The organism is Pseudomonas sp. AC193 (assembly GCF_979258075.1).
This window is the reverse complement of record NZ_OZ409832.1, coordinates 3152566-3178845: the sequence shown is the minus strand read 5'-3', so window position 1 is coordinate 3178845 and position 26280 is coordinate 3152566. Positions and strand designations below refer to the sequence as shown.

Below are 26280 nucleotides of genomic sequence, written 5' to 3'. Positions count from 1 at the left end.
GGCCGGTTTTGTATCTGACTTTCTATTTTCGAGAACAGCGCAAGGAGTGACAGCATGAGTCAGGAATGGGATGCCGGTCGGCTGGACAGCGACCTTGAAGGCGTAGCGTTCGATACCCTGGCCGTACGTGCCGGTCAGCACCGTACGCCGGAAGGTGAGCACGGTGATCCGATGTTCTTCACCTCCAGCTACGTGTTCCGCACTGCCGCCGACGCGGCCGCGCGCTTTGCCGGCGAAGTGCCGGGCAACGTTTACTCGCGTTACACCAACCCGACCGTGCGCGCGTTCGAAGAGCGGATTGCCGCGCTGGAAGGCGCCGAGCAGGCCGTTGCCACCGCAACCGGCATGGCCGCGATTCTGGCGGTGGTGATGAGCCTTTGCAGTGCTGGCGATCACGTGCTGGTCTCGCGCAGCGTGTTCGGTTCGACCATCAGCCTGTTCGAGAAGTACTTCAAGCGTTTCGGCGTGGAAGTCGACTATGTGCCACTGGCCGACCTGTCGGGTTGGGATGCGGCAATCAAGTCGAACACCAAATTGCTCTTCGTCGAGTCGCCGTCCAATCCTCTGGCTGAGCTGGTCGATATCGCCGCGCTGGCAGAAATCGCGCACGCCAAAGGCGCGATGCTGGTGGTCGACAACTGCTTCTGCACGCCAGCCTTGCAGCAGCCGCTGAAAATGGGCGCGGACATCGTCGTGCATTCGGCAACCAAGTTCATCGACGGTCAGGGCCGTTGCATGGGCGGCGTGGTCGCCGGTCGCAGCGAGCAGATGAAAGAAATCGTTGGTTTCCTGCGCACTGCCGGGCCGACCCTGAGTCCGTTCAACGCGTGGATCTTCCTCAAAGGTCTGGAAACCCTGAACCTTCGGATGAAGGCGCACTGCGCGAATGCCCAAGAGCTGGCTGGATGGCTGGAGCGGCAGGACGGCATCGAGAAAGTCCATTACGCCGGTCTCAAGAGCCATCCACAGCACGAACTGGCCCAGCGTCAGCAGAAGGGCTTTGGTGCGGTGGTGAGCTTTGAGGTCAAGGGTGGCAAAGAGGGCGCGTGGCGCTTTATCGATGCAACTCGACTGATTTCGATCACCGCCAACCTCGGCGACAGCAAAACCACGATCACCCACCCAAGCACCACTTCTCACGGCCGCTTGGCGCCGCAAGAACGTGAAGCGGCGGGCATTCGTGACAGCCTGATCCGCATTGCGGTCGGTCTGGAAGACGTGGCGGATCTGCAAGCCGATCTGGCGCGCGGTCTGGCAGCGCTGTGATCGAGTTGTCGACCCCGAAATCCGGTACCCATGGCCGCGTTGCGCTGGTCACGGGTGCCGCGCGCGGTATCGGTCTGGGGATTGCGGCGTGGCTGATCAGCGAAGGCTGGCAAGTGGTGCTGACGGATCTGGATCGTGCGCGCGGTTCGAAAGTGGCGAAGGTGCTGGGCGAAAGTGCCTGGTTCATCGCCATGGACGTTGCTGATGAGGCTCAGGTCGCGCTCGGTGTAGCGGAGGTGTTGGGGCAGTTTGGTCGTCTCGATGCGCTGGTGTGCAACGCGGCGGTGGCTGATCCGCACAACATCACTCTGGAAAGCCTTGATCTGGCCTACTGGAATCGTGTGTTGGCGGTGAACCTCAGTGGGCCGATGTTGCTGGCCAAGCACTGCGCGCCGTACCTGCGCGCTCACAACGGTTCGATCGTCAATCTGGCTTCGACCCGTGCGCGGCAATCGGAAGCCGACTCTGAGGCGTACGCGGCGAGCAAGGGTGGGTTGTTGGCGCTGACGCATGCGTTGGCGATCAGTCTGGGGCCGGAGATTCGCGTTAACGCGGTCAGTCCGGGCTGGATCGATGCGCGCGATCCTTCTGCGCGTCGAGCGGAGCCTTTGGCTGATGCTGATCATGCTCAGCATCCGGCGGGCAGGGTAGGGACGGTCGAAGACGTGGCGGCGATGGTTGCGTGGTTGCTGTCAAGGAATGCCGGGTTTGTTACCGGGCAGGAATTCGTCGTCGATGGCGGTATGACCAAGAAGATGATTTACACAGAGTAAGAAGCGAAGCCGCGAACGTGTAGGAGTGAGCCTGCTCGCGATAGCAGTTTCATGGATGTTACTTTCTCAGGGATTGAAGCAATTTCGTCTTTTTTAGAAAAACTTCAATCCTGCTATTGACTTAGGTTCGCTACCTGCGTAAATTTCGCGGCCTCGGAGATGCAAACGGGTGATTAGCTCAGCTGGGAGAGCGTCTGCCTTACAAGCAGAATGTCGGCGGTTCGATCCCGTCATCACCCACCACTCCCGAGAAACTTGCGTAAGCAAGAACGTAGGCTGAAAGTGCCTGCACCGACGCGCAGCGGTAGTTCAGTCGGTTAGAATACCGGCCTGTCACGCCGGGGGTCGCGGGTTCGAGTCCCGTCCGCTGCGCCATATTGTACAAATCAGACTTGTCTGGTTTGCGATTGAAAAGCACCGAAGCTTTCAATCAAAACGAGTTACTTGAGCGCAAGCTCAAAGCGATACGCAGCGGTAGTTCAGTCGGTTAGAATACCGGCCTGTCACGCCGGGGGTCGCGGGTTCGAGTCCCGTCCGCTGCGCCATATCTGCTTCAAGGATCACTGAACGCCTTGAAGCACCGAAAGCAACCGTTGGTTGATTCGGAATCGATAGCAAAGACCCTGGTCGAAAGACCGGGGTTTTTTGTGTCTGAAATTTGACCTCCGCTCCCATCACGCAACCCGGCTCCTCGTAGGAGCTGCGGCACGCTGCGATCTTTTGATCTTGATCGTAAAAAACAGGATCAAAAGATCGCACCCTCGTTTCACTCGACAGCTCCTACAAGGGATGCCTGTAACCATCCTGCGGTGACACGTCGCATTGTCTTTTTTGATTCTTTAGTCAGAAATTTGTATCTGGTTGTTTGCTGCGAGCGCAGAAACCTTTAAAGTTAACCTTTCGGTCAGCTTTGCACTGTCATTTCGTCCTTCGTTTAGCCAAGAAGGGCTTCTGCAAGACTCGAGATTCCCCAGTAGATAACCAGAAGGGCGGATGTATAACCGCCCAGAGGATGATCCATGTCCAACCGTGAAATAACCCGGCGCTCGTTCCTCCAGGGCGGGCTGGTGGCGGGTGTGAGCGTCACGCTTACGCCGCTCAGCACCCAGGCGCTGGCTGCCTTGATGGAAAACAGCGTGACCGTGCCGTCCGAAAAATGGCTCGGCAACAATGGCAAAGCGCGCCAGCGTAACGATGCCTTGTCGAAAGTCTGCGGCAGCAAAGTCTTTGCCCGCGACATCCGTTCCAAGGACATGCCGGGCTGGCCCGAGCAGCAAGGCCACGCCATGCTGCTGAAAACCACCAAGGCCGACCATATCTACGCAGGCTACGACCTGTCGTGGCTTGGCGCCGATCTGCAGCCTGACCGCATCGTCACCGCTGCCGATCTGGACAAGGACGGTATCGTCTTCCCTGAGGAACATGCGCCGGATCCGCTGCTGCCTGAAGGCAAAGTGCCGATGTTCATCGGTCACCCGGTAGCGATCCTGATCTGGAACGACTTCGAGCGTTTCCGTCAGGCCAAGAACAAACTCAAATTCAATGACAAAGCGATTCGTTACGGCGCCAAAGTGCCGTTCTACGAAGGTGATCCCTACGGCAGCTTCCGCTACGTGCGCGTGGGCGGCCCGACCTCGGCAGATGAAGACGAATTCGCCAGCCTCAAGGATTCGATCCTGTTCCCGATGCTGAAAAACCGTCGCCCGGTGTGGAATTCCCAGCCGAACCTGCACGGTAATCTCACCGAGCGTGGCCTGTTCTACGCCGATCGCATGAAGGGGCAGATCAACACGCCGCCGGACAACTGGCTGGTGTTCGATGAGCGCTACAAGACGCCGTCGATCGAGCCGGCCGCCATGGAGCCGGACAACGGCAACGGCTGGTACGACCCGAAAACCAAGACCCTGCATTTCGTGGTGGCTACCCAGTGCCCATTGGAAGCGGCGACCGAGACCGCGAAAATGATTTCGCCGTCGCGCTTCGGCCTGGACAACCTGAACATGCACCCGGGTTACACCGTGGGTTACGGTTCCAAAGACCACAACATCTTCGTTTACTACGCAGCCCTCGCTGCGCTGTACGGCGCCGGTGTGCCGGTGCGTCTGGCGAACGACCGTTACGAGCAGTTCCAGAGCGGCATCAAGCGTCACCCGTTCGACATTCGCTACCAGTTGGCCGTGGACAAGAACGATCAGACCTTCAAGATTTTCCTCGCCGACATGAGCGTCGACGGCGGTGGCCGGATCAACTACAGCCCGTCAGTAGCCGCTGTGGGCGCCACGGCTGCGCAGTCGATTTACTACATGCCGCAGAACGACCTGCAAGTCACCGCGTATCACTCGCGTGGTGTTGAAGCGGGTTCGATGCGCGGTTACGGCACCCTGCAAAGCATGGCGGCGACCGAAATGATGGTCGACGAAATCGCCGATCGCCTGAACGTCGATGCCATCGAACTGCGCCGCAAGAACGCGCTGCGTTCGGGGATGAAAAACACCCAGGGCGCGATCCCGGCCGGTGCTCTGCGTTTGCACGAGATTCTCGACAAGGCCGCTGCACACGAAGTCTGGAAAAACCGCGACGCGATCAAGAAACAACGCGAAGCCGCTGACCCGGATAACTGGTACGGCGTTGGTTTCGCCATCTGCCAGAAAGACTTTGGTACCGGTTCTGAAGCGCCGATGGCCAGCATCGAATTCACCGCTGACGGTCGCATCACCTTGCGCCACATCGGTATCGAAATCGGCACCGGCATGTCTACGTCGCAAGCCTTGGTCGTCGCCGATTTCCTCGGCAGCCCGGCCCACGAAGTGAAGACTGGCGAAACCGAATGGAAGGAAATGCAGCTGATCACCAGCGGCAACCCTTACATCATGAGCCAGGCCGACCAAGATAACCTGCTGCGCAACCCGCGCTGGGTTGGCAAGTTGGCCTCGGCGTCGTCCGCGACCAACTCGGCTTACTACTTCAGTCACGCCACCCGTGAAGCAGCCCGCGTGTTGTTCAACAACGGTTTGTGGCCGGCGGCCATGGAGATCTGGCGTCAGGGCCCTTACGGCGGCCAAGCCAACCCATACGTTGTGCGTCGCGAAGATGCGCACTGGGTGGATGGCAAGCTGACTGCCAACGGCATGCAGCCGCTGACCTTCGAAGAATTGGCCAAGCACGCTCACGAGCGTGGTCTGGTCACCGGCGCCACCGTTCATGCGTTCAACCGCTGGAGCTGGGCTGAGGCCGAATACAGCATCGACGGCGTGCGCGAGCGTCTGCCGCTCGACGGTCTGGCGGTGAAATACGGTGATGGTGCGCCGAAAGCCAAGAAAGCGTTGATGACCACGTCTGGTTTCCATCTGCTGGATCGCCAGAACATCAACTACCCGGTTGTTCAGTTGAACAACGCTGCCGTGACTTACTACAGCCCGGTCGCCACGCTGGTCGAGCTGAAGGTCAACAAAGGCTCGCTGGATGTTGAAGTGCTCAACCACCATTCGTGGGTCGAGTGCGGTCGTGTGTTGGTTGAAGAATTGGTCAAGGGCCAGCTCGAAGGCGGTATCGCCATGGGCATCGGTCACGCTCTGATGGAAGAGATGCCGCTGTACGAGGGCGGGCCGGGGGAGGGTGACTGGAACTTCAACCGTTACCGTCTGCCGATGGCGCGTCACGTTGCCGTGTGGAAACAGACGTCGGAGATTCTCCCGGCACTGTCGCCGAGCGATCCGTCCAAAGGCATCGCTGAAGTGGTGATGATCCCGGTTGTCGGGGCCATCGGTAACGCCGTGGCGCATGCCATCGGTAAACGTGTTCGCGATCTGCCTATCACTCCAGCGCGCATCAAGGAGGCCCTCAATGGCTAACCGTCCGCTTCAACTGACCCTCAATGGTCAATCCGTCGGCCCGGTGGACATCCCTGATGACCTGCCGATGATCGACTACCTGCACGAATACAAAAACCTCACCGGCTCGCGTCTGGGCTGCGGTCAAGGTATCTGCCACGCTTGCGTGGTGATTGTCGATAACCCGGACGGCACCAGCGAAGAAGTGCGCACCTGCATCACCGGCGCGCATTACTTCGAAGGCAAGAAAGTCCGCACCATCGAATCCCACGTCAAGCGTGACGAAGCGGGCCAGGTCACTGAGCTGAACCCGATCCAGCAGCGTTTCGTCGATGAGTTCGCGTTCCAGTGCAGCTACTGCGCGCCAGGCTTCGTCAACGCCGCGACCGTGCTGGTCGAGAAGCTGCAACGCCAGCCGACCGTGCAAAGCAAACTCGAGCAAGTCATCGAAGACAGCCTCGGCCATCACATCTGCCGTTGCACCGGGTACGTGCGTTACTACAACGCCACCCGCAACGTGCTGACCGATCTCGGCCTGGTCAAGGAGGGTTAAGCATGAAGCTTTTTCTGACCCGACTGACCCTGGCGGTCGGTCTGGCTGCGCCGGTGTTGTTTGCTCACGCCGATGATCAGGTCAAACGCGGCGAGTATCTGGCTCGCGGCGCTGACTGCATGGCGTGCCACACCGCACCGGGCGGCGCGCCGTTTGCCGGCGGGCTGCCGATCGTCTCGCCGTTCGGCACGATCTACGGCACCAACATCACGCCGAGCAAAGAACACGGCATCGGTTTGTACAACGATGACGAGTTCTTTGCAGCGCTCACCGAAGGCAAGCGTCGCGACGGTGCGAACCTGTACCCGGCGATGCCGTACACCTCGTATCACCTGATGCCGCGCGAAGATTCAGACGCGATCCATGCGTACTTGAAAACCATCGAGCCGATCGAGCGCGCTGCACCGGTCACCAGTCTGAGCTTCCCGTTCAACGTGCGTCTGGGCCTGATGGGCTGGAACGTGCTGTACGGCAAAGCCCTCAAACTGGAGCCGGCCGAAGGCAAAAGTGAAGCGTGGAAGCGCGGCCAATACATGGTCGAAGTTCTCGGCCACTGCGGCGAATGCCACACGCCACGCGGCCTGCCGGGCGCGATGGAACTGGACAAGCGCCTGACGGGCGGCATCCTCAATGGTTATCTGGCGCCAAGCCTGCTGGCCACTGATCTGGCCGCGCGCGGCTGGAACGAACAGGATCTGAGCACGTTCCTCAAGCACGGCATGAGCGCGCAAGGCACGATGTTCAACGAGATGTTCCCGGTGTTCCACAACAGCACTCAGGGTTTGAGCGATCAGGATCTGGCGGCGATGGCGACGTTCCTGCTTGGCGACAAACCGCCGGCAGCCAAAACGCTGGTTGAAGTGCCGGTCGAGAAACTCAGCGCCAGTGCCCAGCGCGGTCAGCAGGAATACCTGAACGTCTGCGCCGGTTGCCATGCGGTCGGTGGCGAAGGCAAACCGCACATCGCGGTGGCCATGCGCGGCAACACCACGCTGCGTCTGGAAGACCCGCGCAATCTGTTGCGCGTGATCGAGGACGGTATCGGCGAGCAGAAATTCTCTGGCTTCGAGCGCATGCAGCCGATGCCGGGTTTCGCCGACAAACTCAAGCCTGAACAACTGACTGATCTGCTCAACTATCTGCGTCAAGGTTGGGGTGGTCAGTCGGCTGAACTGGCAGTGAGCGACGTGCAGAAGCTGCAAGCTGACGCACCGTCCATCGAGCACAAGGCGCACTGACATGCAGCATCTCGATCTGCAAGTGGTTCGGCGAGCGCTGGAGTGGTCGGTGGCGGGGCAGCGCATTTGGCTCTGCACCGTGCTGACCACCTACGGCTCGGCGCCGCGCGCGCCGGGTTCGCTGCTGGCGGTGAACGAAGGCGGGCAGTGGATCGGATCGCTGTCGGGTGGCTGCGTCGAGGAAGACTTTCTTGAGCGCGTCGCCGAAGGTGCATTTCTCGATGCGATCAACGTCGTGCGTTATGGCGAAGGCGACGATCCGCGCTCGCGGGTCAGCCTGCCGTGCGGCGGCATTCTCGATGTGCTGGTTGAGAAATTTGACGCTGACTGCGAGGTGCAGGCGCATCTGCGTGAGTTGGAATCGGCGCTGCTTGGTCAGCATCGTTTGATTCGCGAGGTCGATCTGGCCAGCGGTGCGCGCAGCCTGTTCGCTGATCGCGAGCAGGGTGCGCGCATCGAGCGTGAGATTGATCGGGTGCGTATCCGCATCGGCGCGGCGCAACGTTTGTTGCTCGCCGGTTACTCCAGTGTGGCGCAGGCGTGTGCCGAGTTTGCGGTCGGTCTCGGCTTTGAAGTGATTCTCTGCGACCCGCGCGATGAAGTGCTTGAAGGCGTGGTGCTCAATGGCGTGGAAATTCGTCGGCAACTGCCATCGGTGTTCATTGCCGATGGTGGCTGCCACCGTGATACGGCGGTGGTGGCGCTGACCCATGATCCGCGCATTGACGATCTGGCGATGATGGAGGCAGTGCGTACCGAAGCGTTCTACATTGGCGTGATGGGTTCGCTGCAGACATCGCAGAAACGCTTTGAGCGCCTGCGTCGGATTGGCGGGCTGGGGGAGAGTGAGTTGGCGCGAATTCATGCGCCGATCGGGCTTAACCTTGGCAGCAAGACGCCGGCGGAGATTGCGTTGGCGGTACTCGCCGATATCCTGCGGATTCGTAGCGGCATCGCTCGCGACCAGCTCTGATTAACTGGTAGATGCATTTGTGGCGAGGGGATTTATCCCCGTTGGACTGCGTAGCAGTCCCCTTCCATATAAGAGGGGGCGCTTCGCACCCCAACGGGGATAAATCCCCTCGCCACATTGGTTTCTACAACCCGGTCTAAAAACCGTACTTATCCCGCAACCCGTAATACCAAGCCCCCAACGCCGCAAACGGCGTGCGCAACATCTGCCCGCCCGGGAACGGGTAATGCGGCAAATCCGCAAACGCATCAAAACGCTCAGCCTGACCGCGCAATGCCTCAGCCAACACCTTGCCCGCCAGATGCGTGTACGTCACGCCATGACCGCTGCAGCCCTGCGAGTAATAGATATTGTCACCCAGCCGCCCAACCTGCGGTAAACGCGACAAGGTCAGCAGGAAATTTCCTGTCCAGGCGTAATCAATCTTCACATCCTTGAGCTGCGGAAACGCCTTGAGCATTTTCGGACGGATGATCGCCTCGATGTTCGCCGGATCCCGGGCGCCGTAAACAACGCCGCCGCCGAAGATCAGACGCTTGTCGCCGGTCAGTCGGTAATAGTCGAGCAAGTAGTTGCAGTCCTCGACGCAGTAATCCTGCGGCAACAGCGCTTTCGCCAGCTCATCACCCAGCGGCTCGGTGGTGATCACCTGCGTACCGCACGGCATCGACTTCGCTGCCAGTTCCGGCACCAGATTGCCGAGGTAAGCGTTGCCCGCGACGATGATGAACTTGGCCCGCACCTTGCCCTGCGGCGTATGCACCACCGGGTTAGCGCCGCGCTCGATACGCACAGCGGGCGATTGCTCATAAATGCTGCCGCCCAACGACTCCACAGCGGCCGCTTCACCCAGCGCCAGGTTCAGCGGATGAATGTGCCCGCCGCTCATGTCGAGCATGCCGCCGACATATTGATCACACGCCACCACTTCGCGAATGCGGCGTTGATCGAGTAGCTCGAGCTGCGTATGGCCAAAGCGCTCCCACAGGCGCTTCTGCGCTTCCAGATGACCCATCTGCTTGGCAGTCAGCGCGGCAAACACGCCGCCGTCCTTCAAGTCGCACTGAATGTTGTACTTGGCCACACGCTCACGAATGATCCGTCCGCCCTCAAACGCCATCTGCCCGAGCAGTTGCGCCTGCTTCGGGCCGACGCTGCGCTCGATCACATCAATGTCACGGCTATAACTGTTAACGATCTGCCCGCCATTGCGCCCCGACGCGCCGAAACCGACCTTGGCCGCTTCCAGCACCGTCACGCGAAAACCGTTCTCCAGCAGAAACAGCGCCGAGGACAGCCCGGTGTACCCGGCGCCGATCACACAGACGTCCGTCTCCACGTCATCCTGCAAAACAGGGCGGGGCGGTACGGCATTGGCCGACGCAGCGTAATAGGACTCTGGGTAAGGGGTGTTCGCCATCCTGCAGCCTCTGTTTAATATATTTTACGAGTGCATCGATCCTACCCGAGTTGAAAAACCTCCGCCAGCCACCGGAAAATCCTCGTCGCCGACTCGAAATTAAATATTTTGCATATTCATAGGGTTAGGTGAAAAAAAGGTGTTGACACCCCTCCGGAATTCCGTAGAATGCCGCCTCACAGCAGGCACGTAGCTCAGTTGGTTAGAGCACCACCTTGACATGGTGGGGGTCGTTGGTTCGAGTCCAATCGCGCCTACCAAATAAAATCCGCTCTGCTGGGCGGTCTAGAAGGGCTCACCGAAAGGTGGGCCCTTTTTTGTTGGCTGCGATTTGCAAAACTTTTGCAAAGCCCGTTTTGGAGCGAGGATCTTCGCCAATTCTGGCTGCTGCCACAGACAGATCCAGTCGATTATTTACTCTACGCTGCAAACCCAACGATGGTTATGCCGGTAGGGCGCTCGGATGAATGCAACGTCTGATACCAGAGTCATGCCGCGTTGCTGGAGTGCTTCGGTCAGTTGTACGAGTGTCTCTGCTTCGATAGTCATTACTGCACCTCGTCAGATTTACTGCGTTCACAATTCTTGACCGAATGCCGAATCAGGTAATTCATTTTTTCTGCCTGAGTGAGTTGTTCGGCGTGGAAAGTGATTAATTCGAATGCAGTCGACCTTTCCAAGGAATCTGCTCCGGGGTTGCTCGTAGTAACTGGGCCAGTTGTGAATCTATAAATTCGAACCAATCCTTGGTAAGCGATCACCATTCGTCGCCGAGGCCATGAAAAATAATTCGTATATTGAATGGGTTACCGTTTTATTTAACCAACCGGTTATCAAGAACACCTTGTTACAGACTGTGAATTTCAGTAACATCTGCCCCGCGTTCACCACCACGGTTTATGCATTTTTAAATCCCAAGCTTCCATCAGCTGCTTGGGATTTTTTTTGCCTGCGATTTGGCTTTTCCCTTATTCGTGCGCAAGGACGTAACAAGTCCTACAGACCTGTGCGAGCAACCCCCTACTTTTTCGACTACTACTGACTGGCCGATTTCCGACTCTTACTGATGGGAGTGTCTCGATGCTGGTTCACTGGTTTCTTGCAGCGGTTCATCTACTGGCGTTTGCGCTGGGCTTCTGGGCGGTTCTGACGCGCGGGACGGCGTTCAGTCGACTCGCTGGCGGAACCGGAGAGGCGAAGCGGGTTTTGCTCGCTGACAATCTATGGGGCGTCTCTGCGTTGATCCTGCTGATCACCGGCGGGATGCGTGCCTTCGGTGGGTATGAAAAAGGCACCGACTATTACCTGCATCAGCCGCTGTTCCATCTGAAGATGACGTTGTTTGTGCTGATTCTGCTGATGGAGCTCGCGCCGATGATTACGTTGATCAAATGGCGGATCGCTTTGGCAAAGGGCAAGCCGATTGATACCGGGCGGGCAAAAATCTATGCACGAATCAGTCACGCTGAAGCGCTATTGCTGGTGCTGATAGTTGTCGCCGCAACAGGAATGGCGCGAGGGGTGACGTTCGGCTAGGAGAGCGGATTCCCCGTGCTCTCTCGGAAACGTCCGACATCCAACCTTAAGATTGGCGGGTAGTATCGGATTCAACAGAGGGCAGGGTGGATCAAGCGGGGCGGGAAAGCATATCAAGCGCCGTGGCCAACGAAGTGGGGGTGGATGGCAGGACGGCGCATGAATCTTTAGCCAGTCATTGCGTTCGGGCAAGCTAACTGGCTACTGACTGCTGTGAGGCTCAGGGCGTTTGTGGCTTGTCCGGTGCGGTCAGGCCAGCTTGAATGCGCTGATAGATCTCTTCACGGTGTACGGCAACGTTCTTTGGAGCGTTGATACCGATGCGAACCTGTTGGCCGCTTACGCCCAGAATGGTGATCGTAATGTCATCACCAATGTTTATGCTTTCACCGACTTTGCGGGTGAGTATCAGCATGGTCTTCTCCTTGATTGCTTTGTAGGGCACCTGATTCAGACAGTGCAGAGGTCGGTGGTACGTATAGATTAGTGCGAAGTCTCACAGTTTGGGTGCCTCTTTCTGACGCGCAGATGCGGCATTAATTCCCAGGGCGTAACTATACAGAGGCTGCAATCATCATTCTCGTTGTTTTGTGCCCATTTTGCGGGGCTCGCGAAGTATTTTTGAATGTTAAGATCGCGCCTTTGAGAATTTCGAGGAAAGCGTTGTGCGCAAATTGGTCTGGATGGTCGCGGCACTGGTATTGGCCGGGTGTGGTGAAGGCAAAAACGTTGAGGCACCGAAACCACAAACGGCAGCAGTGACGGCGCCAGCAGCGGCGGCTGCACCGCAATGGGATCTCGAAGTGCGCGGCGAAACCCCGCAAGCGGTCAGCGACCTGAGCGGCTGGTTGATCGAGCACGCTTTCATCCCGACGGTGATCAAAGACAGCAGCGGCAAACCGCGCATTCTGATCGGCCCGTTCAACTCGCAAGCCGACGCCGAAGCGCGAAAAGTAGAAGTGGATGCGGCATTGGTAAAAGCCAAGAAACAAAATATTGAGTCGGTGGTGATCGAACATCCGATCACGCCGTAAGCCTGCCTTTCAGCGGAGCGCCCTAAAGGACGTCGCAGGTGACTCGTCTTATACGAGTCAGTCACGATTTCCCAAAGGAGCTCCGCATGGCCTCCAACCCCTACAAGCTGTTCGATGTCACCCTGCAACGCAAAACCCAACTGAGCCCGCACATGATGCGGATCACCCTGGCCCATCCCTCGGTCAACGACATGGCCACTTGGGCACCGGATCAGCGGGTAAAACTGTTTTTCCCTGCGGCCGACGGTTCGCCGGCCAGACTGGCTCAAGGTGAAGGCTGGTACGCGCGCTTCAAGGCCATGATCGCCGATCGACGTCCGGCGATGCGCACTTACACCATTCGCCATTTGCGCGCCGAACAAGGCGAAGTGGATATCGATTTCGTCCTGCACGGCGAAACCGGCCCTGCCTCGCGTTGGGCGCTTCGTGCGCAACCGGGGGATTCGATGCAGATCCTCGCGCCCGACCGGCGCTTCTCGGCCAATGACGCCGGGGGCTTCGAATGGAAGCCGCCGCAAGGCCTCAATCAGGTTCTGCTGGTCGCCGACGGCACCGCATTGCCGGCTGCCATGGGCATTCTTGATGTGTTGGCCGCGAAAGCCGCTCCGCCCCAGACTCAAGCGTTCTTTGAAGTCGACAGCGCTCAGGACATGCTGCCAGTTCCCGATTGGCCGGGGCTGACGGTACAGTGGCTGATCCGCGAGAAAACCACCGCTGGCACATTGATGGTTGAGGCGGTGCAAAAAGCCGTTCCACCCATCCACACCTCATCCATCGGTCGGACTGTCGAACTCGCCGACGTCGATATCGACAAAGAAATACTCTGGGAAATCGCCGAAACCGCCGCCGAAGGTTTCTACGGCTGGATCGCTGGAGAAAGCGCGGCAGTGATGAGCTTGCGCAGGTACCTGATCAAAGATTGCGGTATCCCGCGCGAGTCGCTCAATCTGATGGGCTACTGGCGCTTCAATAAGGCCGGCAGCTAGCCGTAAAAAAGGCCTCGAACATCACGTTCGAGGCCTTTCTTTTGCGCGTTCGATCAACCGCAGGCTTTCATATTCACCGGGCCGACAAACTCATTGCCGCGCCCCATCACGCACGCCACGCTTTGATTGCGTTGACGCTCCCAGTCTTGCACCGGGTAGGTCTTGTCCCACGCTTCATACAATTGCCGATCCTGTTTCGAAATGCGTAAGCCGTATTGCTTGCTCATATAGAAATAGGTGCGGGCGATCATGCCGCGAATCGAAGGGCGGGGCATGACCTTCTTTGCTTTGAAATCGACCTGGGTCAGGCAGGAACCGTATTGACCGGATTGCACCGGCAGCCAGCCGTAGCTGAAGTTGCTGCGGTCACCGTTGACCTCGCCAATGCTCGGCACCAGGTTGTGCAAATCGGCTTCGGCTTTCTGATAGGTCGGGTCGTAGCGCGTGCAGTTCTTGCGGCCGCCATCCTGCCAGCATTGGCGCTGATGGCCAATCTGCCAGGCCGGGACGATGTGTTCCCATTCGATGCGCGACGCACGCTTGGCGTTCTTGCGGGGGACGTAACCGCAGGCCTTCAAATCCACTTTGTTGCCGGAGTACTTGCACCCGCAATAAAACTCCGTGGACTGTGGCGCGTAGAGCTTCCACGCTGCCTTCTTGGCTTCAGAAAACGTGCGTGGCGCTCCGGCCTGTGCGCCAAAAGCGATGAACGACAACAACAGCAAAACAAAACAGCGGACACTCATTGAATCAATCTTCCTTCGGCACAACCCAAAAAATCTGCACGCCACCATCGTCGCGATAGGCGAGGGTAACGTTGTCGTTCTCGTCGATTTCCTCAAGCAAACGCTCCCAGTCATCCATCGGCTCGTCCGGCAGACGGAAGATCAGTGCGGCTTTGGCTTTTTGTGCGGTAGGGGAATTGATGATCTTTTGAACGCGCATACCCATGCGTTCAAAGGCGTCAGGAGCATCAGGGGAGGTGGCCACGAGGTTATCCTTATTAAGCTGTACGTGCATACAGTATTTAACTGTAGGCATTTTCGCAACTGCTTAAAATTCAAGAAAATCCTCTGACAGCGGTTTTTTGATTTTAATGTGAGGCGAGTCGATTTTTTTGTAGGAAAAATGCAGAAGGGTCGTAAGCGTCACACCACTCGCCCGGTAAACGAGTGGTGTGAAGTGTGCCCGATCAAGAGAAGACCGGGCGAAGGTCAATCAGTATTCCCAGAACATCCGTTGCAGCTCTTTGCTGTCGTTGGTTTTAGTCAACGCGACCATCGCCAGGATGCGGGCTTTCTGTGGGTTCAGGTCGTGAGCAACCACCCAGTCGTACTTGTCGTCAGGCTGTTCGGCGTTGCGCAGAACAAAACCGCCGGCGTTGACGTGGGACGAACGAATGATTTGCACGCCTTCCTTGCGCAGCTCTTGCAGCGCTGGCACCACGCGGGAAGACACCGAACCGTTGCCGGTACCGGCATGGATGATTGCTTTGGCGCCGGATTGGGCCAGGGCTTTGTAGGCCGTATCGCTTACGTTGCCGTAGGAATAGGCGATTTCTACGTCAGGCAGGCTCTTGATGTTCTTGATGTCGAATTCCGAATCCATGGTGTGACGCTTGGCTGGCAAGCGGAACCAGTAGGATTTGCCTTCAACGACCATACCCAGCGGGCCCCAGGCGCTTTTGAATGCTTCGGTCTTGATGTTGATCATTTTGCTGACGTCGCGACCCGACTGGATCTCGTCGTTCATGGTCACCAGTACGCCTTTGCCGCGCGCGTCTTTGCTGCTGGCCACGGCCACGGCGTTGTACAGGTTGAGCATGCCATCGGCGGACATGGCGGTGCCTGGGCGCATCGAACCGACAACGATGATCGGCTTGTCAGTCTTCTCGACCAGGTTCAGAAAGTACGCGGTTTCTTCGAGGGTGTCGGTACCGTGGGTGATGACGATGCCGTCGACGTCTTTGCTGTCAGCCAGTTCGGCGACACGACGACCGAGTTGCAGCAGGTTGTCGTTGGTGATGCTTTCGGACGCGATCTGCATGACTTGTTCGCCACGCACGTTCGCCAGTTTGCTCAGCTCGGGAATGCCGGCGATCAGTTGCTCGATACCGACCTTGGCCGCCTGATACGTCGCGCTGTTGGCAGCGCTGGCGCCCGCGCCGGCAATGGTGCCGCCCGTGGCAAGCACTACGACGTTGGCGAGTTTGGTCTGGATTTCGACTTCTTTTGCCTGAAGGGCGGTGGGCAGGAGCATGAGGAGGGCCAAAGCGCCCGGAACCAAAGTGTTGAAAGCAGATTTCATTATTTTTCTCTCTAGTAGTGAGACGGTGCTGATGCAAGTTCATCTAGATGCGCCCCGGCCGATCTGGATGCCGGAGTGCAGGGTAGGGAGCAGGATCTGTACCATTCGTACTGTGCGGGAGAAAAATGTTTAAGTTTATGATTTATATCAGTATTTATTCGATCGATAACGTGTCGTAACCAAGTGCATATCCGGCTTTCCGAACAGAACGGACTTTTATGTTCGGCTCACCGAAAAGCTCGGCGATGTTGATTGCCTGTCGGGAGTCCGTCGTTTCCAGCGTCTTATTAAAGAAAGCGTCAGGCAGGCCGATGCCTGTTCAAGGAATCCATTTTTTCAGGAGTTTCACATGTCACTGACAGTCGGTTTTGCCAACCCCGGCGCGGTCACCATCGGTGGTAAAACGGCGGCAACGATCGATGCGCTGGCCAAAGCGGATGCAGAAGCGTCACCCAATGCAGTGGGCAAGGAAGAGGCTGATAGCAAAACGGTGAGAACCGGTGGGCCGGCGCAGGAAGAGAGCAAGGCTGACAGCGGCGGCAATCAAAGCGTCACCATAAAACTGCTGCTCAAGCGCATGCAGGAACTGCAAAAGCAGTTGCAGGAACAGCAGCAGCAACTAGCCGCCGCGCAAGCCGCGAAGTATCCAACTCCGGAAGCCAAGACCACCGCGGTCATGTCGATTCAGGGGCAGATCGCCGATACCAACGCAGCGCTTATGGAGGTAGCGGCCAGCCTGGTCAAAGAGATGGCCAAGGGTTCGAGCACCGGCAGCGTGGTCAATACCACGGCATGAGAAGAGGGCGAGTCCGATGACTTGCCCTGCAGCAAAATACTGATTTCTGTTTGTTGACAAATGTCGGCGGGATTCGCATAGTTCGGTCTACGCAAACGTTTGCGCGGCTTTATTGGCTGGTTTCCCTTGTAGGGAAGACCACGCAGCTTACGCCAGCGCAACCTTTGCTCACAATAATCATAAGATCGGAGTGAACCCATGAAGCTGCCATTCGCTGGACGTCTTCTTGCTGTCGCTATGCTGGCTGCCACCGCCGCCGCGCTACCTGTCTCCTCGGCGTTCGCCGAATCTGTCGAAAAACCTAAAGTCGCACTGGTCATGAAATCCCTGGCCAACGAATTCTTCCTGACCATGGAAGACGGCGCCAAGGCCTACCAGAAAGAACACTCCGCCGATTTCGACCTGATCTCCAACGGCATCAAAGATGAAACCGATACCGCCGGCCAAACGCGCATCGTCGAGCAGATGATTCTCGCCAAGGTCAACGCATTGGTGATCGCGCCTTCTGACTCCAAGGCCATGGTGCCGGTAATCAAGAAAGCCGTCGACGCCGGTATTACCGTGATCAACATCGACAATCAGCTTGATCCGGCTATCGTCAAAAGCAAAAACATCAGCGTGCCTTTCGTAGGCCCGGACAACCGTAAAGGCGCGCGTCTGGTCGGTGAATACCTGGCCAAGCAGCTCAAGGCCGGTGACGAAGTCGGCATTATTGAAGGTGTGTCGACGACCACCAACGCCCAGCAACGAACCGCGGGCTTCAAGGACGCGATGGACGCGGCGCAGATCAAAGTGGTGTCGCTGCAATCCGGCGACTGGGAAATCGACAAGGGCAACAAGGTTGCCGCCTCGATCCTCAGCGAATACCCGGACGTCAAAGCACTGCTGGCCGGTAACGACAGCATGGCCGTTGGTGCCGTTTCCGCCGTACGTGCCGCCGGCAAGGCTGGTCAGGTGCAGGTCGTTGGTTACGACAACATCAACGCGATCAAGCCGATGCTGAAGGACGGTCGTGTGCTCGCCACCGCTGATCAATACGCTGCCAAACAAGCTGTATTCGGCATCGAGACCGCGCTGAAAATTATCAAAGGCGAGAAAGTCGACAGCGGCCCGAATGGCGTGATCGAAACGCCGGTAGAGCTGGTCACCAAGTAAGTCTTCTGGCGGCACAACGGCGCTCGTCCGTCCGGGCGAGCGCATGGAGAGTTTTTATGTCAGTTTCCGCCCCGAACGCTGTCCTCTCGGTCAGCGGTATCGGTAAGACCTATGCGCAACCGGTGCTGACCGGCATCGAGTTGACGCTGATGCGCGGTGAAGTGCTGGCGCTGACCGGCGAGAATGGCGCCGGCAAAAGCACCTTGTCGAAAATCATTGGCGGACTGGTCACCCCGACCACCGGCCAGATGCAGTTTCAGGGCAAGGACTATCGCCCGGGCAGTCGTACTCAGGCCGAAGAGCTTGGCGTACGCATGGTCATGCAAGAACTCAATTTGTTGCCGACCTTGTCGGTGGCGGAGAACCTGTTTCTCGACAACTTGCCGAGCAACGGTGGCTGGATCAGTCGCAAGCAACTGCGTAAAGCGGCGATCGAAGCGATGGCGCAAGTCGGCCTCGACGCGATCGATCCGGACACACTGGTCGGCGAGTTGGGCATCGGTCATCAGCAGATGGTTGAAATCGCCCGCAACCTGATCGGCGATTGCCATGTGCTGATTCTCGATGAGCCGACCGCGATGCTGACGGCGCGCGAAGTCGAAATGCTTTTTGAGCAGATCACCCGATTGCAGGCGCGCGGGGTCTCGATCATCTACATTTCCCATCGCCTCGAAGAGCTTGCCCGTGTGGCGCAGCGCATTGCCGTGCTGCGTGACGGCAATCTGGTCTGCGTCGAGCCGATGGCCAATTACAACAGCGAGCAACTGGTCACGCTGATGGTCGGCCGCGAACTGGGCGAACACATCGACATGGGCGCGCGCAATATTGGCGCGCCGGCGTTAACGGTCACCGGCCTGACTCGCTCCGACAAGGTTCGCGATGTTTCCTTCGAGGTGCGTGCCGGCGAGATCTACGGGATTTCCGGATTAATCGGGGCAGGGCGCACGGAATTACTGCGGCTGATCTTCGGTGCGGATCTTGCCGACAGCGGCACCATCGCCCTCGGTTCGCCCGCCAAAGTAGTCAGCATGCGTTCGCCGGTTGATGCCGTGCGCAACGGCATCGCGCTGATCACCGAAGATCGCAAGGGCGAAGGTCTGCTGCTCAGTCAGTCGATCAGCGCCAACATCGCACTGGGCAACATGCCGGAAATTTCCAGTGGCGGCGTCGTTAATAACAGCGATGAAATCGCCTTGGCCAAGCGTCAGATCGACGCCATGCGTATCCGCAGTTCGAGCCCGACACAGCTTGTTTCAGAGTTGTCCGGTGGCAACCAGCAGAAGGTCGTGATCGGCCGTTGGCTGGAGCGTGATTGCTCGGTACTGCTGTTCGACGAGCCAACCCGAGGCATCGACGTCGGCGCCAAATTCGACATTTATGCATTGCTCGGCGAATTGACTCGCCAGGGCAAAGCGCTGGTGGTGGTCTCCAGCGATCTGCGTGAGTTGATGCTGATCTGCGACCGCATCGGTGTGCTGTCGGCGGGGCGCCTGATCGACACCTTCGAGCGTGACAGCTGGACTCAGGATGATTTGCTTGCCGCCGCATTCGCCGGCTACCAAAAACGTGATGCGTTGCTCAACGAAGCGGCGCCTAGGGATCTCCCATGAAAACTGCATCTCCTGCCAGCAAACGTAGTGGCAATTTCTACGGTCTGGGCACTTATCTGGGCCTGGCCGGGGCTTTGCTGGCGATGATTGCTCTGTTCTCGGTCTTGAGCAGCCATTTTCTGTCCTATAACACTTTCAGCACGTTGGCCAACCAGATTCCGGACTTGATGGTGCTGGCGGTCGGCATGACGTTCGTGCTGATCATCGGCGGCATCGACCTCTCAGTGGGTTCGGTGCTGGCGCTGGCGGCGTCGACAGTCAGCGTGGCGATTCTCGGTTGGGGCTGGGGTGTGTTGCCTTCGGCGTTGCTCGGCATGGCAGTGGCAGCACTGGCCGGTACCGTCACCGGTTCGATCACCGTGGCCTGGCGCATTCCGTCGTTCATCGTCTCCCTCGGTGTGCTGGAAATGGCTCGGGGTCTGGCCTATCAGATGACCGGGTCGCGCACCGCGTACATCGGTGATTCGTTCGCCTGGCTGTCGAATCCGGTGGCGTTCGGTATCTCGCCGTCGTTCATCATTGCCTTGCTGGTGATCATCATTGCCCAAGCAGTTTTCGACCCGCACTGTGTTCGGTCGCTACCTGATCGGCATCGGCACCAACGAAGAGGCCGTGCGCCTCGCCGGGATCAATCCGAAGCCGTACAAGATTCTGGTCTTCAGCCTGATGGGGTTGCTGGCCGGTGTCGCGGCGCTGTTCCAGATTTCGCGTCTGGAGGCGGCGGATCCGAACGCCGGTTCCGGCCTTGAGCTGCAAGTGATTGCGGCCGTGGTCATCGGCGGCACCAGCCTGATGGGCGGACGCGGTTCGGTGATCAGCACGTTCTTTGGCGTATTGATCATCTCGGTGCTGGCGGCCGGTCTGGCGCAAATTGGCGCGAGCGAGCCGACCAAGCGCATCATCACCGGTGCGGTGATCGTCATTGCCGTGGTACTCGACACTTATCGCAGTCAACGCGCCAGTCGACGGGGCTGAGAAAGACTTATGGCAACGATCAAGGATGTGGCGGCGCTCGCGGGGATTTCCTACACGACCGTGTCCCATGTGGTGAACAAAACCCGGCCAGTCAGCCAGGAAGTGCGGCTGAAAGTCGAGGCGGCGATCAAGAGCCTCGACTACGTGCCGAGTGCCGTGGCGCGCTCACTGAAAGCCAAAACCACCGCGACGATCGGCCTGTTGGTGCCGAACAGTCTTAACCCGTACTTCGCCGAGCTGGCGCGGGGCATCGAGGATTATTGCGAGCGCAACGGCTACTGCGTGATCCTCTGCAACTCCGACGACAACCCGGAAAAGCAGCGCAGTTATTTACGCGTGCTGCTGGAAAAACGCATCGACGGTTTGATCGTCGCCTCCGCCGGGGGTGACAGCGGTCTGGCGCAAGGCTTGGCCGGTGTTAAAACGCCGATGGTCATCGTCGACCGAGGACTTGACGGTGTCGACGCGGATCTGGTGCGCATCGACCACGAATACGGCGCTTACCTCGCGACTCGCCATCTGTTGGAGTTGGGCCATCGCGACATCGCCACCATCGGCGGGCCGGCGACTACCAGCGTGGCGCAGATGCGTCAGGCCGGTTATTGCCGAGCGCTGAAAGAGGCCGGTATCGAAGTCCGGCAGGAACGCATGCTGGAAAGCGATTTCACCAGCACCGGCGGCTACAACGCGGCGGCGATCCTGCTCGAAAGCAATCCGCCGAGCGCAATTTTCGCCGGTAACGACATGATCGGTATCGGCGTGTTGCGTGCGGCGGCTGAGCGCAACGTGCGCGTGCCGAGCGAGTTGTCGGTGATCGGCTTCGACGATATCCAGATGAGCCGTTACGTGTACCCGGCGCTGACCACCGTCGGCCAGTCGATCCTGCAACTGGGCGAGATGGCGGCCGAAGTACTGCTGCGAAGGATTGCCACCCCGAATCTGGGCACCGATCAACGCATCGTGACCCCGAGTATTGTCCTGCGCGAATCGACCGCGCCGCTGTCCGGCGTGTTCACCGAATACCGCTGAAACCGAATTGACGAGTAGTGATGTATGCCAGCAAATGTAGTGGTAATAGGCAGCCTGAACATGGATCTGGTGACCCGGGCGCCACGCCTTCCCGTCGGCGGTGAAACGCTGATCGGTCATTTCTTCGCCACGGTTTCCGGCGGCAAGGGTGCCAATCAGGCCGTCGCTGCTGCCCGGTTGGGCGCGCAGGTGGCGATGGTCGGTTGCGTGGGCAACGATGACTATGGCGTGCAATTGCGCGACGCCTTGCTGGCCGAGCAGATCGATTGCCAGGCCGTAAGCGTTGTTGAGGATTCCAGCGGTGTGGCGTTGATCGTGGTCGATGACGACAGTCAGAACGCCATTGTTATCGTCGCCGGTGCCAATGGCGCGATGACGCCTGCGGTGATCGACCAGTTCGATGCGGTGTTGCAGGCGGCTGACGTTGTCATCTGCCAGCTGGAAATTCCCGACGCAACAGTGGGCCATGCGCTCAAGCGTGCCCGCGCACTCGGTAAAACCGTGATCCTCAATCCGGCACCGGCTAGCCGCCCGCTGCCCGCTGACTGGTTCACCGCCATTGATTACCTGATTCCCAACGAAAGCGAAGCGACCGCGTTGAGCGGATTGCCGGTGGACTCGCTGGAGTCCGCAGAAAAAGCGGCCAGCCACCTGATCGCCATGGGCGCGGGCAAAGTCATCATCACCCTCGGCGCGCAAGGTTCGCTGTTCGCCAACCGTCAAAGCTTTGAGCATTTCCCGGCGCCGAAGGTGAAGGCCGTGGACACCACGGCGGCGGGGGACACCTTTGTCGGTGGTTTCGCCGCTGCGCTGGCCGCTGGCAAGTCCGAGGCCGAAGCGATTCGCTACGGGCAGATTGCCGCCGCGCTGTCGGTCACTCGCGCTGGCGCGCAACCGTCCATTCCCACCCAATCCGACGTACAGGCGTTTAAACCCGCATGAAAAAGACTCCTCTGCTCAACGTCGCCCTGTCGCGACTGATCGCCTCCCTGGGCCATGGCGACATGGTCGTCATCGGTGACGCCGGGCTGCCGGTGCCGTCGGGTGTCGAGCTGATCGATCTGGCGCTGACCCATGGCGTGCCGGATTTCGTCAGCACGCTGAAAGTCGTGCTCAGCGAGATGCAGGTGGAAAGCCATGCGCTGGCCAAAGAAATTTTCGACAAGCAACCGACGGCGCTGAATACGCTGGACGCGTTGAATGAAGAGGGCGCTTTGGGGCGCCGCGATCTGCTCAGTCATGAGCAATTCAAGGTGCTTAGCCGACAGGCGCGAGCGATTGTTCGTACGGGCGAATGCCAGCCGTACTGCAACATCGTGCTGGTCGCCGGGGTCACCTTCTAACTTTTGATTTCACCAGCACAAGGAATGCGCCATGCAACGCTATGCTCAGAAACTGCACCATTTGCTCCGGAGTCTGCTGCTTTTGTCCGTCATCACTGCCACCGGCGCTCAGGCGGCGGAAAAAATCGACCTGATCATCGACACCGACCCGGGTGCTGACGACGTGGTCGCTTTGCTGTTCGCACTGGCCTCGCCAGAAGAACTGAATATTCGCGCGCTGACCACCGTCGCCGGCAACGTGCGTCTCGACAAAACCTCGCGTAACGCACGTCTGGCCCGCGAGTGGGCAGGACGAGAGGATGTGCCGGTTTACGCCGGTGCGCCAAAGCCGCTGATGCGCACGCCGATCTACGCCGAAAACATCCATGGCAAGGAAGGCCTGTCGGGTGTCACCGTGCATGAGCCGAAAAAAGGCCTGGCGCAAGGCAATGCTGTCAACTACCTGATCGATACCCTGAAGAGCGCCAAGCCGCACAGCATCACCATCGCCATGCTCGGCCCGCAGACCAACCTGGCGCTGGCGCTGATCCAGGAGCCCGAGATTGTGCAGGGCATCAAGGAAGTGGTGATCATGGGCGGTGCGCACTTCAATGGCGGCAACATCACCCCGGTGGCCGAATTCAACCTGTTTGCCGATCCGCAAGCGGCTGAAGTGGTACTCAAAAGCGGCGTGAAACTGACCTACCTGCCACTGGACGTGACCCACAAGATCCTCACCAGTGACGCACGCCTGAAGCAGATCGCTGCGCTCAACAACAATGCGAGCAAGATTGTTGGCGACATCCTCAACGAGTACATCAAAGGCGACATGGAGCATTACGGCATCCCGGGTGGCCCGGTGCATGACGCTACCGTCATCGCTTACCTGCTCAAGCCTGAGCTGTTCACCGGTCGTTCGGTGAATGTCGTGGTTGATAGCCGTGAAGGCCCGACTTTCGGCCAGACCGTTGTTGACTGGTATGACGGCCTGAAAGCGCCGAAGAATGCTTTCTGGGTTGAAAACGGCGACGCGCAGGGCTTCTTCGACTTGCTCACCGAGCGCCTGAAGCGCTTGAAATAAGTCTTAAGCCCGCAGGTGCAAGCCTGCGGGTGTTTACCCTTTCTCTGCGTGCTCGACCTGTTCGCTCGGGTAACGCTCAAAAATCTGCTTGATGAATTGCTTGGCCGCTTCCGTGCCCAACTCTTTGACCAATAGATCGATGCCAATCAGCGCCAGCTCTTCTGTCGTCCCCGGACTATAGGAGCTGTGTCCGTCTGCCCATTTGGCTTTGATGTCGGCATCGATGCTGATGGTGGTCATGAGGTGCGCTCGAAAAGTCGGGAAGTCTGTGTGCCGAGTTAACCATTTTGTCGGGCGTTTGGCACTGCGACTTAGGCATGAGCGGAGCGCTATGCGACACTTGGTCTTTTCCGGCTTTCCAAGGATCGTGCTGTGCAGATCGATTTGAATACCCCTGACGGCCTTACGCTCGACGCGGTGCGCCAGTTGCTCGCTTCAGCCAGTGATGACGAACACACGCAACTGCGCGTAACCAAGGGCGGCATCGCTTACCTTTCTTCGGGCATTACCGGTGGGCAGGATATCGACGGGCTGTTATTTCGCCTCGAAACCTGGGCCAAAGGCTCGGGCTACGTCGGCAACGTCGCGGCCAGTGATGAGGTGTGGGTGATGCAGATTTTCAACGCGCTCAAGGACAACTGGCCGAATCCGCCGTTTGACTACATCGACGTCTATTGAGTGCCGTTAATATTCAGTCACGATTGATTGATGAAGACATGAACGCCGCTCAGGCACACTCGGCGTTTTTCCGATCGTGGGGCAGGGTGATGGCATCGGCCGTGAAACCAAACGCCGGAATGGCGGTCGCACGATCTCAGCTTAACTTTTTGAAATAAGGAGGCTTCATGCCTTTGAAGTTCGCGACACTGGGTGCACTTATGGCCGCTGCCATGTTGGCCGGTTGCAGCACGACCTCCAGCGAGTCGGCAAAGGATTCCGTGGCGACCGAAGCGGGTCACAGCCGCTGTGATGCTTCGGCAGCGCAATTCACCATCGGCAAGAAAGCCTCGCCGGAACTGCTGGAGCAAGCCCGCACCAAAGCAGGCGCGCAGAATGCCCGCTTCCTCAAGCCGAACGACATGATCACGCTTGAGTACCGTTCCGATCGCTTGAACCTGAACACCGACAACAACCTGGTGATCACCCGCGTCAACTGCGGCTGAGTTCACAAGGCTTTTGTTGCAGGCATAAAAAACCCCGTCACATGGACGGGGTTTTTTTAGTGCGCCGAGAAATTACTCTGGGCGAACCTGTGCAGCTTGCATACCCTTTTGGCCTTTCTCAGCCACGAAGGAGACGGTCTGGCCTTCTTTCAGGCTTTTGAAACCGTCGGATTCGATAGCTTTGAAGTGTACGAACAGGTCGTCACCGCCACCTTGAGGAGTGATGAAGCCGAAGCCTTTTTCATCGTTGAACCATTTAACGGTGCCGGTTTGGCGATTAGACATGGTGTATCTCCAAGAAACATATATTTTCAGTAGTGCTGTGCTGCTCAGGCCAACTGGGCACACCGGAGTATCATAGTCGAAATGTTCGCTTTGGTAGCCCCCCGGACGTGCTGTTTGCCAATCAGTCGTGTTTTCTTTACTGCCTGTTTCGGCTGGAAGCCCCGGTTTACAAGGGTTTGCGCGGAACGTAAAGACAATAAAAAAACCTGTAAAACCTGCATAAATCGTCCGAAAAGGCTCAAATTCAGCCCTTTTTAGAGGCGCTGAGCCTATTCAAAAGACTTTTTTGATCACTTTTTCGCCGGGGTATTTGCCTTGCATTTGGCGATTTGGCCCAGCGCTTTCTGCTGCAATTCAGGAGTAGCCTTGTTGTCCATCAGCGCCTGAATGTCGCTGGCCGGATAAGACTTGATGGCGTCAGCGCCGCAAGCACAATGAGATTTCGCTGCCGCAGCACCGATTTGTTGGGTCGCAGCCTGTGTGCACTGCGCCATGTACTTTTCGCGCTCGCCCTTTGGCCAATCGGCGTGGGCGCTCAGCGGCAGCAGCATAACGATAGGGGCGACGACGGCGAACAGGGTATTCAGACGCATGCGAGGATGCTCCTTGTGGGTCAATGTCTTGTTATCTGAGGGCTGAAAGGCCGATCAAGTTCAGCACTCTGGCATAAAAACGGACGATTTGCCTTCTGATCAAACAGAGGCATAAGTGACCGCTCATCTGTGCTAGCATGCCGGGCTCAAGCGTTCTCAGGCGCCGGATGACCCACAGTCCCGGACGCGGTCAACGTGCGAATATTTCTGATTTGAATCCCAGTCACTCTGGTTCGGTTTTCCGGTTGGCCGCAAGGCTCCTGCCGCTGTAAGGCAGGCGTTCGTCATTGAATGGCCTGGATCGGATCTTGTACTGGCTCATCCCAACCCACGTGACCTTTGGTAGGGGTCACCA

The 26280-nt window shown here is 58.2% G+C and carries 26 protein-coding genes, 4 tRNA genes and 1 pseudogene; 23 read left to right on the top strand and 8 right to left on the bottom strand.

Features of this window, described 5'->3' with window-relative positions; translation table 11 throughout:
- The first annotated feature begins 54 nt into the window (after window positions 1-54).
- The 9 genes from ACZZ0D_RS14425 to ACZZ0D_RS14385 all read left to right on the top strand — a co-directional run bounded on the left by ACZZ0D_RS14425 (window position 55) and on the right by ACZZ0D_RS14385 (window position 8633).
- A complete protein-coding gene (locus tag ACZZ0D_RS14425; protein ID WP_463553616.1) occupies window positions 55-1266 on the top strand; it encodes an O-succinylhomoserine sulfhydrylase in 1212 nt (403 codons plus the stop codon).
- Window positions 1263-2039, top strand: a complete 777-nt coding sequence (locus ACZZ0D_RS14420; RefSeq protein ID WP_463553615.1) for an SDR family oxidoreductase — start codon at window positions 1263-1265, stop codon at window positions 2037-2039. Before ACZZ0D_RS14425 ends, ACZZ0D_RS14420 begins: the two co-directional genes overlap by 4 nt.
- Before the next feature lie 167 nt (window positions 2040-2206).
- A tRNA-Val gene (locus tag ACZZ0D_RS14415) sits at window positions 2207-2282 on the top strand.
- A 55-nt stretch (window positions 2283-2337) separates the two neighbouring features.
- Window positions 2338-2414: transfer RNA gene (locus tag ACZZ0D_RS14410), tRNA-Asp, on the top strand.
- A 93-nt stretch (window positions 2415-2507) separates the two neighbouring features.
- Window positions 2508-2584, top strand: a tRNA-Asp gene (locus ACZZ0D_RS14405).
- Between the two features lie 474 nt (window positions 2585-3058).
- On the top strand, window positions 3059-5890 hold the full coding sequence (locus ACZZ0D_RS14400; protein ID WP_463553614.1) for a xanthine dehydrogenase family protein molybdopterin-binding subunit: 2832 nt from the start codon (window positions 3059-3061) through the stop codon (window positions 5888-5890).
- Window positions 5883-6422, top strand: a complete 540-nt coding sequence (locus tag ACZZ0D_RS14395; RefSeq protein WP_463553613.1) for a (2Fe-2S)-binding protein — start codon at window positions 5883-5885, stop codon at window positions 6420-6422. Before ACZZ0D_RS14400 ends, ACZZ0D_RS14395 begins: the two co-directional genes overlap by 8 nt.
- 2 nt (window positions 6423-6424) lie before the next feature.
- Window positions 6425-7660 carry a c-type cytochrome gene (locus ACZZ0D_RS14390; RefSeq protein ID WP_463553612.1) on the top strand — a complete coding sequence of 412 codons (1236 nt, stop codon included), beginning with the start codon at window positions 6425-6427 and terminating at the stop codon, window positions 7658-7660.
- 1 nt (window position 7661) lies between these two features.
- Window positions 7662-8633, top strand: coding sequence for an XdhC family protein (locus ACZZ0D_RS14385; protein WP_463553611.1), 972 nt, complete (start codon window positions 7662-7664; stop codon window positions 8631-8633).
- Window positions 8634-8769: 136 nt separating this feature from the next.
- Here the strand turns inward: ACZZ0D_RS14385 and ACZZ0D_RS14380 are convergent, their stop codons facing one another.
- Window positions 8770-10053, bottom strand: coding sequence for an NAD(P)/FAD-dependent oxidoreductase (locus ACZZ0D_RS14380; RefSeq protein ID WP_463553610.1), 1284 nt, complete (start codon window positions 10051-10053; stop codon window positions 8770-8772).
- A 183-nt stretch (window positions 10054-10236) separates the two neighbouring features.
- On the opposite strand from ACZZ0D_RS14380, the gene ACZZ0D_RS14375 reads away from it, so the two are divergent.
- Window positions 10237-10313 (top strand) — tRNA-Val (locus ACZZ0D_RS14375).
- Window positions 10314-11133: 820 nt separating this feature from the next.
- Window positions 11134-11589 (top strand): DUF2214 family protein, encoded by a 456-nt coding sequence (locus ACZZ0D_RS14370; RefSeq protein WP_463553609.1) that lies wholly within the window; start codon window positions 11134-11136, stop codon window positions 11587-11589.
- Between the two features lie 220 nt (window positions 11590-11809).
- On the opposite strand, the gene csrA is transcribed toward ACZZ0D_RS14370, so the two are convergent.
- Window positions 11810-12004: a carbon storage regulator CsrA gene (gene csrA, locus ACZZ0D_RS14365; protein WP_003179932.1), complete on the bottom strand. Its 195-nt coding sequence runs from the start codon at window positions 12002-12004 to the stop codon at window positions 11810-11812.
- A gap of 250 nt (window positions 12005-12254) precedes the next feature.
- Between csrA and ACZZ0D_RS14360 the strand changes: the two genes are divergently transcribed.
- Complete coding sequence (locus tag ACZZ0D_RS14360; RefSeq protein WP_053118968.1) at window positions 12255-12623, top strand: sporulation protein; 369 nt, start codon at window positions 12255-12257, stop codon at window positions 12621-12623.
- A gap of 86 nt (window positions 12624-12709) precedes the next feature.
- Window positions 12710-13609 (top strand): siderophore-interacting protein, encoded by a 900-nt coding sequence (locus ACZZ0D_RS14355; RefSeq protein ID WP_463553608.1) that lies wholly within the window; start codon window positions 12710-12712, stop codon window positions 13607-13609.
- 53 nt (window positions 13610-13662) lie between these two features.
- Here ACZZ0D_RS14355 and ACZZ0D_RS14350 read toward each other — a convergent pair whose 3' ends face one another.
- The 3 genes from ACZZ0D_RS14350 to ACZZ0D_RS14340 form a co-directional block, all read right to left on the bottom strand.
- Window positions 13663-14355 (bottom strand): endonuclease, encoded by a 693-nt coding sequence (locus ACZZ0D_RS14350; protein ID WP_053118972.1) that lies wholly within the window; start codon window positions 14353-14355, stop codon window positions 13663-13665.
- Between the two features lie 4 nt (window positions 14356-14359).
- On the bottom strand, window positions 14360-14629 hold the full coding sequence (locus tag ACZZ0D_RS14345; RefSeq protein WP_371262368.1) for a DUF1654 domain-containing protein: 270 nt from the start codon (window positions 14627-14629) through the stop codon (window positions 14360-14362).
- A 198-nt stretch (window positions 14630-14827) separates the two neighbouring features.
- Entirely contained in the window at window positions 14828-15916 is a 1089-nt protein-coding gene (locus tag ACZZ0D_RS14340) for an asparaginase (protein WP_463553607.1), read from the bottom strand.
- Between the two features lie 349 nt (window positions 15917-16265).
- Between ACZZ0D_RS14340 and ACZZ0D_RS14335 the strand changes: the two genes are divergently transcribed.
- From ACZZ0D_RS14335 to ACZZ0D_RS14300, 8 genes and pseudogenes are all read left to right on the top strand, one after another.
- The gene (locus ACZZ0D_RS14335) at window positions 16266-16712 is read left to right on the top strand and encodes a hypothetical protein (RefSeq protein ID WP_401244483.1); all 447 of its coding nucleotides are present in this window, start codon (window positions 16266-16268) and stop codon (window positions 16710-16712) included.
- A gap of 198 nt (window positions 16713-16910) precedes the next feature.
- Entirely contained in the window at window positions 16911-17867 is a 957-nt protein-coding gene (locus tag ACZZ0D_RS14330) for a sugar ABC transporter substrate-binding protein (protein ID WP_159814877.1), read from the top strand.
- 56 nt (window positions 17868-17923) lie between these two features.
- Window positions 17924-19477: a sugar ABC transporter ATP-binding protein gene (locus ACZZ0D_RS14325; RefSeq protein ID WP_463553606.1), complete on the top strand. Its 1554-nt coding sequence runs from the start codon at window positions 17924-17926 to the stop codon at window positions 19475-19477.
- A pseudogene (locus tag ACZZ0D_RS14320) lies at window positions 19474-20452 on the top strand (ABC transporter permease). Before ACZZ0D_RS14325 ends, ACZZ0D_RS14320 begins: the two are co-directional and overlap by 4 nt.
- A 9-nt stretch (window positions 20453-20461) precedes the next feature.
- Window positions 20462-21481, top strand: coding sequence for a LacI family DNA-binding transcriptional regulator (locus tag ACZZ0D_RS14315; protein ID WP_053118986.1), 1020 nt, complete (start codon window positions 20462-20464; stop codon window positions 21479-21481).
- A gap of 24 nt (window positions 21482-21505) precedes the next feature.
- Window positions 21506-22423 carry a ribokinase gene (gene rbsK, locus ACZZ0D_RS14310; protein WP_463553605.1) on the top strand — a complete coding sequence of 306 codons (918 nt, stop codon included), beginning with the start codon at window positions 21506-21508 and terminating at the stop codon, window positions 22421-22423.
- Complete coding sequence (gene rbsD, locus ACZZ0D_RS14305; RefSeq protein WP_212544422.1) at window positions 22420-22824, top strand: D-ribose pyranase; 405 nt, start codon at window positions 22420-22422, stop codon at window positions 22822-22824. Before rbsK ends, rbsD begins: the two co-directional genes overlap by 4 nt.
- Before the next feature lie 31 nt (window positions 22825-22855).
- The gene (locus ACZZ0D_RS14300; RefSeq protein WP_053118992.1) at window positions 22856-23884 is read left to right on the top strand and encodes a nucleoside hydrolase; all 1029 of its coding nucleotides are present in this window, start codon (window positions 22856-22858) and stop codon (window positions 23882-23884) included.
- 33 nt (window positions 23885-23917) lie between these two features.
- Here ACZZ0D_RS14300 and ACZZ0D_RS14295 read toward each other — a convergent pair whose 3' ends face one another.
- A complete protein-coding gene (locus tag ACZZ0D_RS14295; RefSeq protein WP_053118994.1) occupies window positions 23918-24124 on the bottom strand; it encodes a hypothetical protein in 207 nt (68 codons plus the stop codon).
- A 132-nt stretch (window positions 24125-24256) separates the two neighbouring features.
- Between ACZZ0D_RS14295 and ACZZ0D_RS14290 the strand changes: the two genes are divergently transcribed.
- Both ACZZ0D_RS14290 and ACZZ0D_RS14285 read left to right on the top strand, forming a co-directional pair.
- Window positions 24257-24562, top strand: a complete 306-nt coding sequence (locus ACZZ0D_RS14290) for a hypothetical protein (RefSeq protein ID WP_159814881.1) — start codon at window positions 24257-24259, stop codon at window positions 24560-24562.
- A gap of 167 nt (window positions 24563-24729) precedes the next feature.
- Window positions 24730-25047 (top strand): I78 family peptidase inhibitor, encoded by a 318-nt coding sequence (locus tag ACZZ0D_RS14285; protein WP_400651562.1) that lies wholly within the window; start codon window positions 24730-24732, stop codon window positions 25045-25047.
- Window positions 25048-25119: 72 nt separating this feature from the next.
- Here ACZZ0D_RS14285 and ACZZ0D_RS14280 read toward each other — a convergent pair whose 3' ends face one another.
- Window positions 25120-25332: a cold-shock protein gene (locus ACZZ0D_RS14280; RefSeq protein ID WP_003179963.1), complete on the bottom strand. Its 213-nt coding sequence runs from the start codon at window positions 25330-25332 to the stop codon at window positions 25120-25122.
- 290 nt (window positions 25333-25622) lie between these two features.
- A complete protein-coding gene (locus ACZZ0D_RS14275; protein ID WP_095047633.1) occupies window positions 25623-25925 on the bottom strand; it encodes a hypothetical protein in 303 nt (100 codons plus the stop codon).
- Window positions 25926-26280: the final 355 nt, after the last annotated feature.

Bases quoted from the DNA above. Each gene is read 5' to 3' on its own strand.
- ACZZ0D_RS14380 (WP_463553610.1), bottom strand. From the start codon at position 10,053: ATGGCGAACACCCCTTACCCAGAGTCCTATTACGCTGCGTCGGCCAAT.
- ACZZ0D_RS14385 (WP_463553611.1), top strand. From the start codon at position 7,662: ATGCAGCATCTCGATCTGCAAGTGGTTCGGCGAGCGCTGGAGTGGTCG.
- ACZZ0D_RS14315 (WP_053118986.1), top strand. From the start codon at position 20,462: ATGGCAACGATCAAGGATGTGGCGGCGCTCGCGGGGATTTCCTACACG.
- rbsK (WP_463553605.1), top strand. From the start codon at position 21,506: ATGCCAGCAAATGTAGTGGTAATAGGCAGCCTGAACATGGATCTGGTG.
- ACZZ0D_RS14300 (WP_053118992.1), top strand. From the start codon at position 22,856: ATGCAACGCTATGCTCAGAAACTGCACCATTTGCTCCGGAGTCTGCTG.
- ACZZ0D_RS14330 (WP_159814877.1), top strand. From the start codon at position 16,911: ATGAAGCTGCCATTCGCTGGACGTCTTCTTGCTGTCGCTATGCTGGCT.
- ACZZ0D_RS14345 (WP_371262368.1), bottom strand. From the start codon at position 14,629: ATGCACGTACAGCTTAATAAGGATAACCTCGTGGCCACCTCCCCTGAT.
- ACZZ0D_RS14275 (WP_095047633.1), bottom strand. From the start codon at position 25,925: ATGCGTCTGAATACCCTGTTCGCCGTCGTCGCCCCTATCGTTATGCTG.
- ACZZ0D_RS14400 (WP_463553614.1), top strand. From the start codon at position 3,059: ATGTCCAACCGTGAAATAACCCGGCGCTCGTTCCTCCAGGGCGGGCTG.
- ACZZ0D_RS14295 (WP_053118994.1), bottom strand. From the start codon at position 24,124: ATGACCACCATCAGCATCGATGCCGACATCAAAGCCAAATGGGCAGAC.
- ACZZ0D_RS14395 (WP_463553613.1), top strand. From the start codon at position 5,883: ATGGCTAACCGTCCGCTTCAACTGACCCTCAATGGTCAATCCGTCGGC.
- ACZZ0D_RS14285 (WP_400651562.1), top strand. From the start codon at position 24,730: ATGCCTTTGAAGTTCGCGACACTGGGTGCACTTATGGCCGCTGCCATG.
- rbsD (WP_212544422.1), top strand. From the start codon at position 22,420: ATGAAAAAGACTCCTCTGCTCAACGTCGCCCTGTCGCGACTGATCGCC.
- ACZZ0D_RS14425 (WP_463553616.1), top strand. From the start codon at position 55: ATGAGTCAGGAATGGGATGCCGGTCGGCTGGACAGCGACCTTGAAGGC.
- ACZZ0D_RS14370 (WP_463553609.1), top strand. From the start codon at position 11,134: ATGCTGGTTCACTGGTTTCTTGCAGCGGTTCATCTACTGGCGTTTGCG.
- ACZZ0D_RS14325 (WP_463553606.1), top strand. From the start codon at position 17,924: ATGTCAGTTTCCGCCCCGAACGCTGTCCTCTCGGTCAGCGGTATCGGT.
- ACZZ0D_RS14390 (WP_463553612.1), top strand. From the start codon at position 6,425: ATGAAGCTTTTTCTGACCCGACTGACCCTGGCGGTCGGTCTGGCTGCG.
- ACZZ0D_RS14340 (WP_463553607.1), bottom strand. From the start codon at position 15,916: ATGAAATCTGCTTTCAACACTTTGGTTCCGGGCGCTTTGGCCCTCCTC.
- ACZZ0D_RS14355 (WP_463553608.1), top strand. From the start codon at position 12,710: ATGGCCTCCAACCCCTACAAGCTGTTCGATGTCACCCTGCAACGCAAA.
- ACZZ0D_RS14350 (WP_053118972.1), bottom strand. From the start codon at position 14,355: ATGAGTGTCCGCTGTTTTGTTTTGCTGTTGTTGTCGTTCATCGCTTTT.
- ACZZ0D_RS14280 (WP_003179963.1), bottom strand. From the start codon at position 25,332: ATGTCTAATCGCCAAACCGGCACCGTTAAATGGTTCAACGATGAAAAA.
- csrA (WP_003179932.1), bottom strand. From the start codon at position 12,004: ATGCTGATACTCACCCGCAAAGTCGGTGAAAGCATAAACATTGGTGAT.
- ACZZ0D_RS14335 (WP_401244483.1), top strand. From the start codon at position 16,266: ATGTCACTGACAGTCGGTTTTGCCAACCCCGGCGCGGTCACCATCGGT.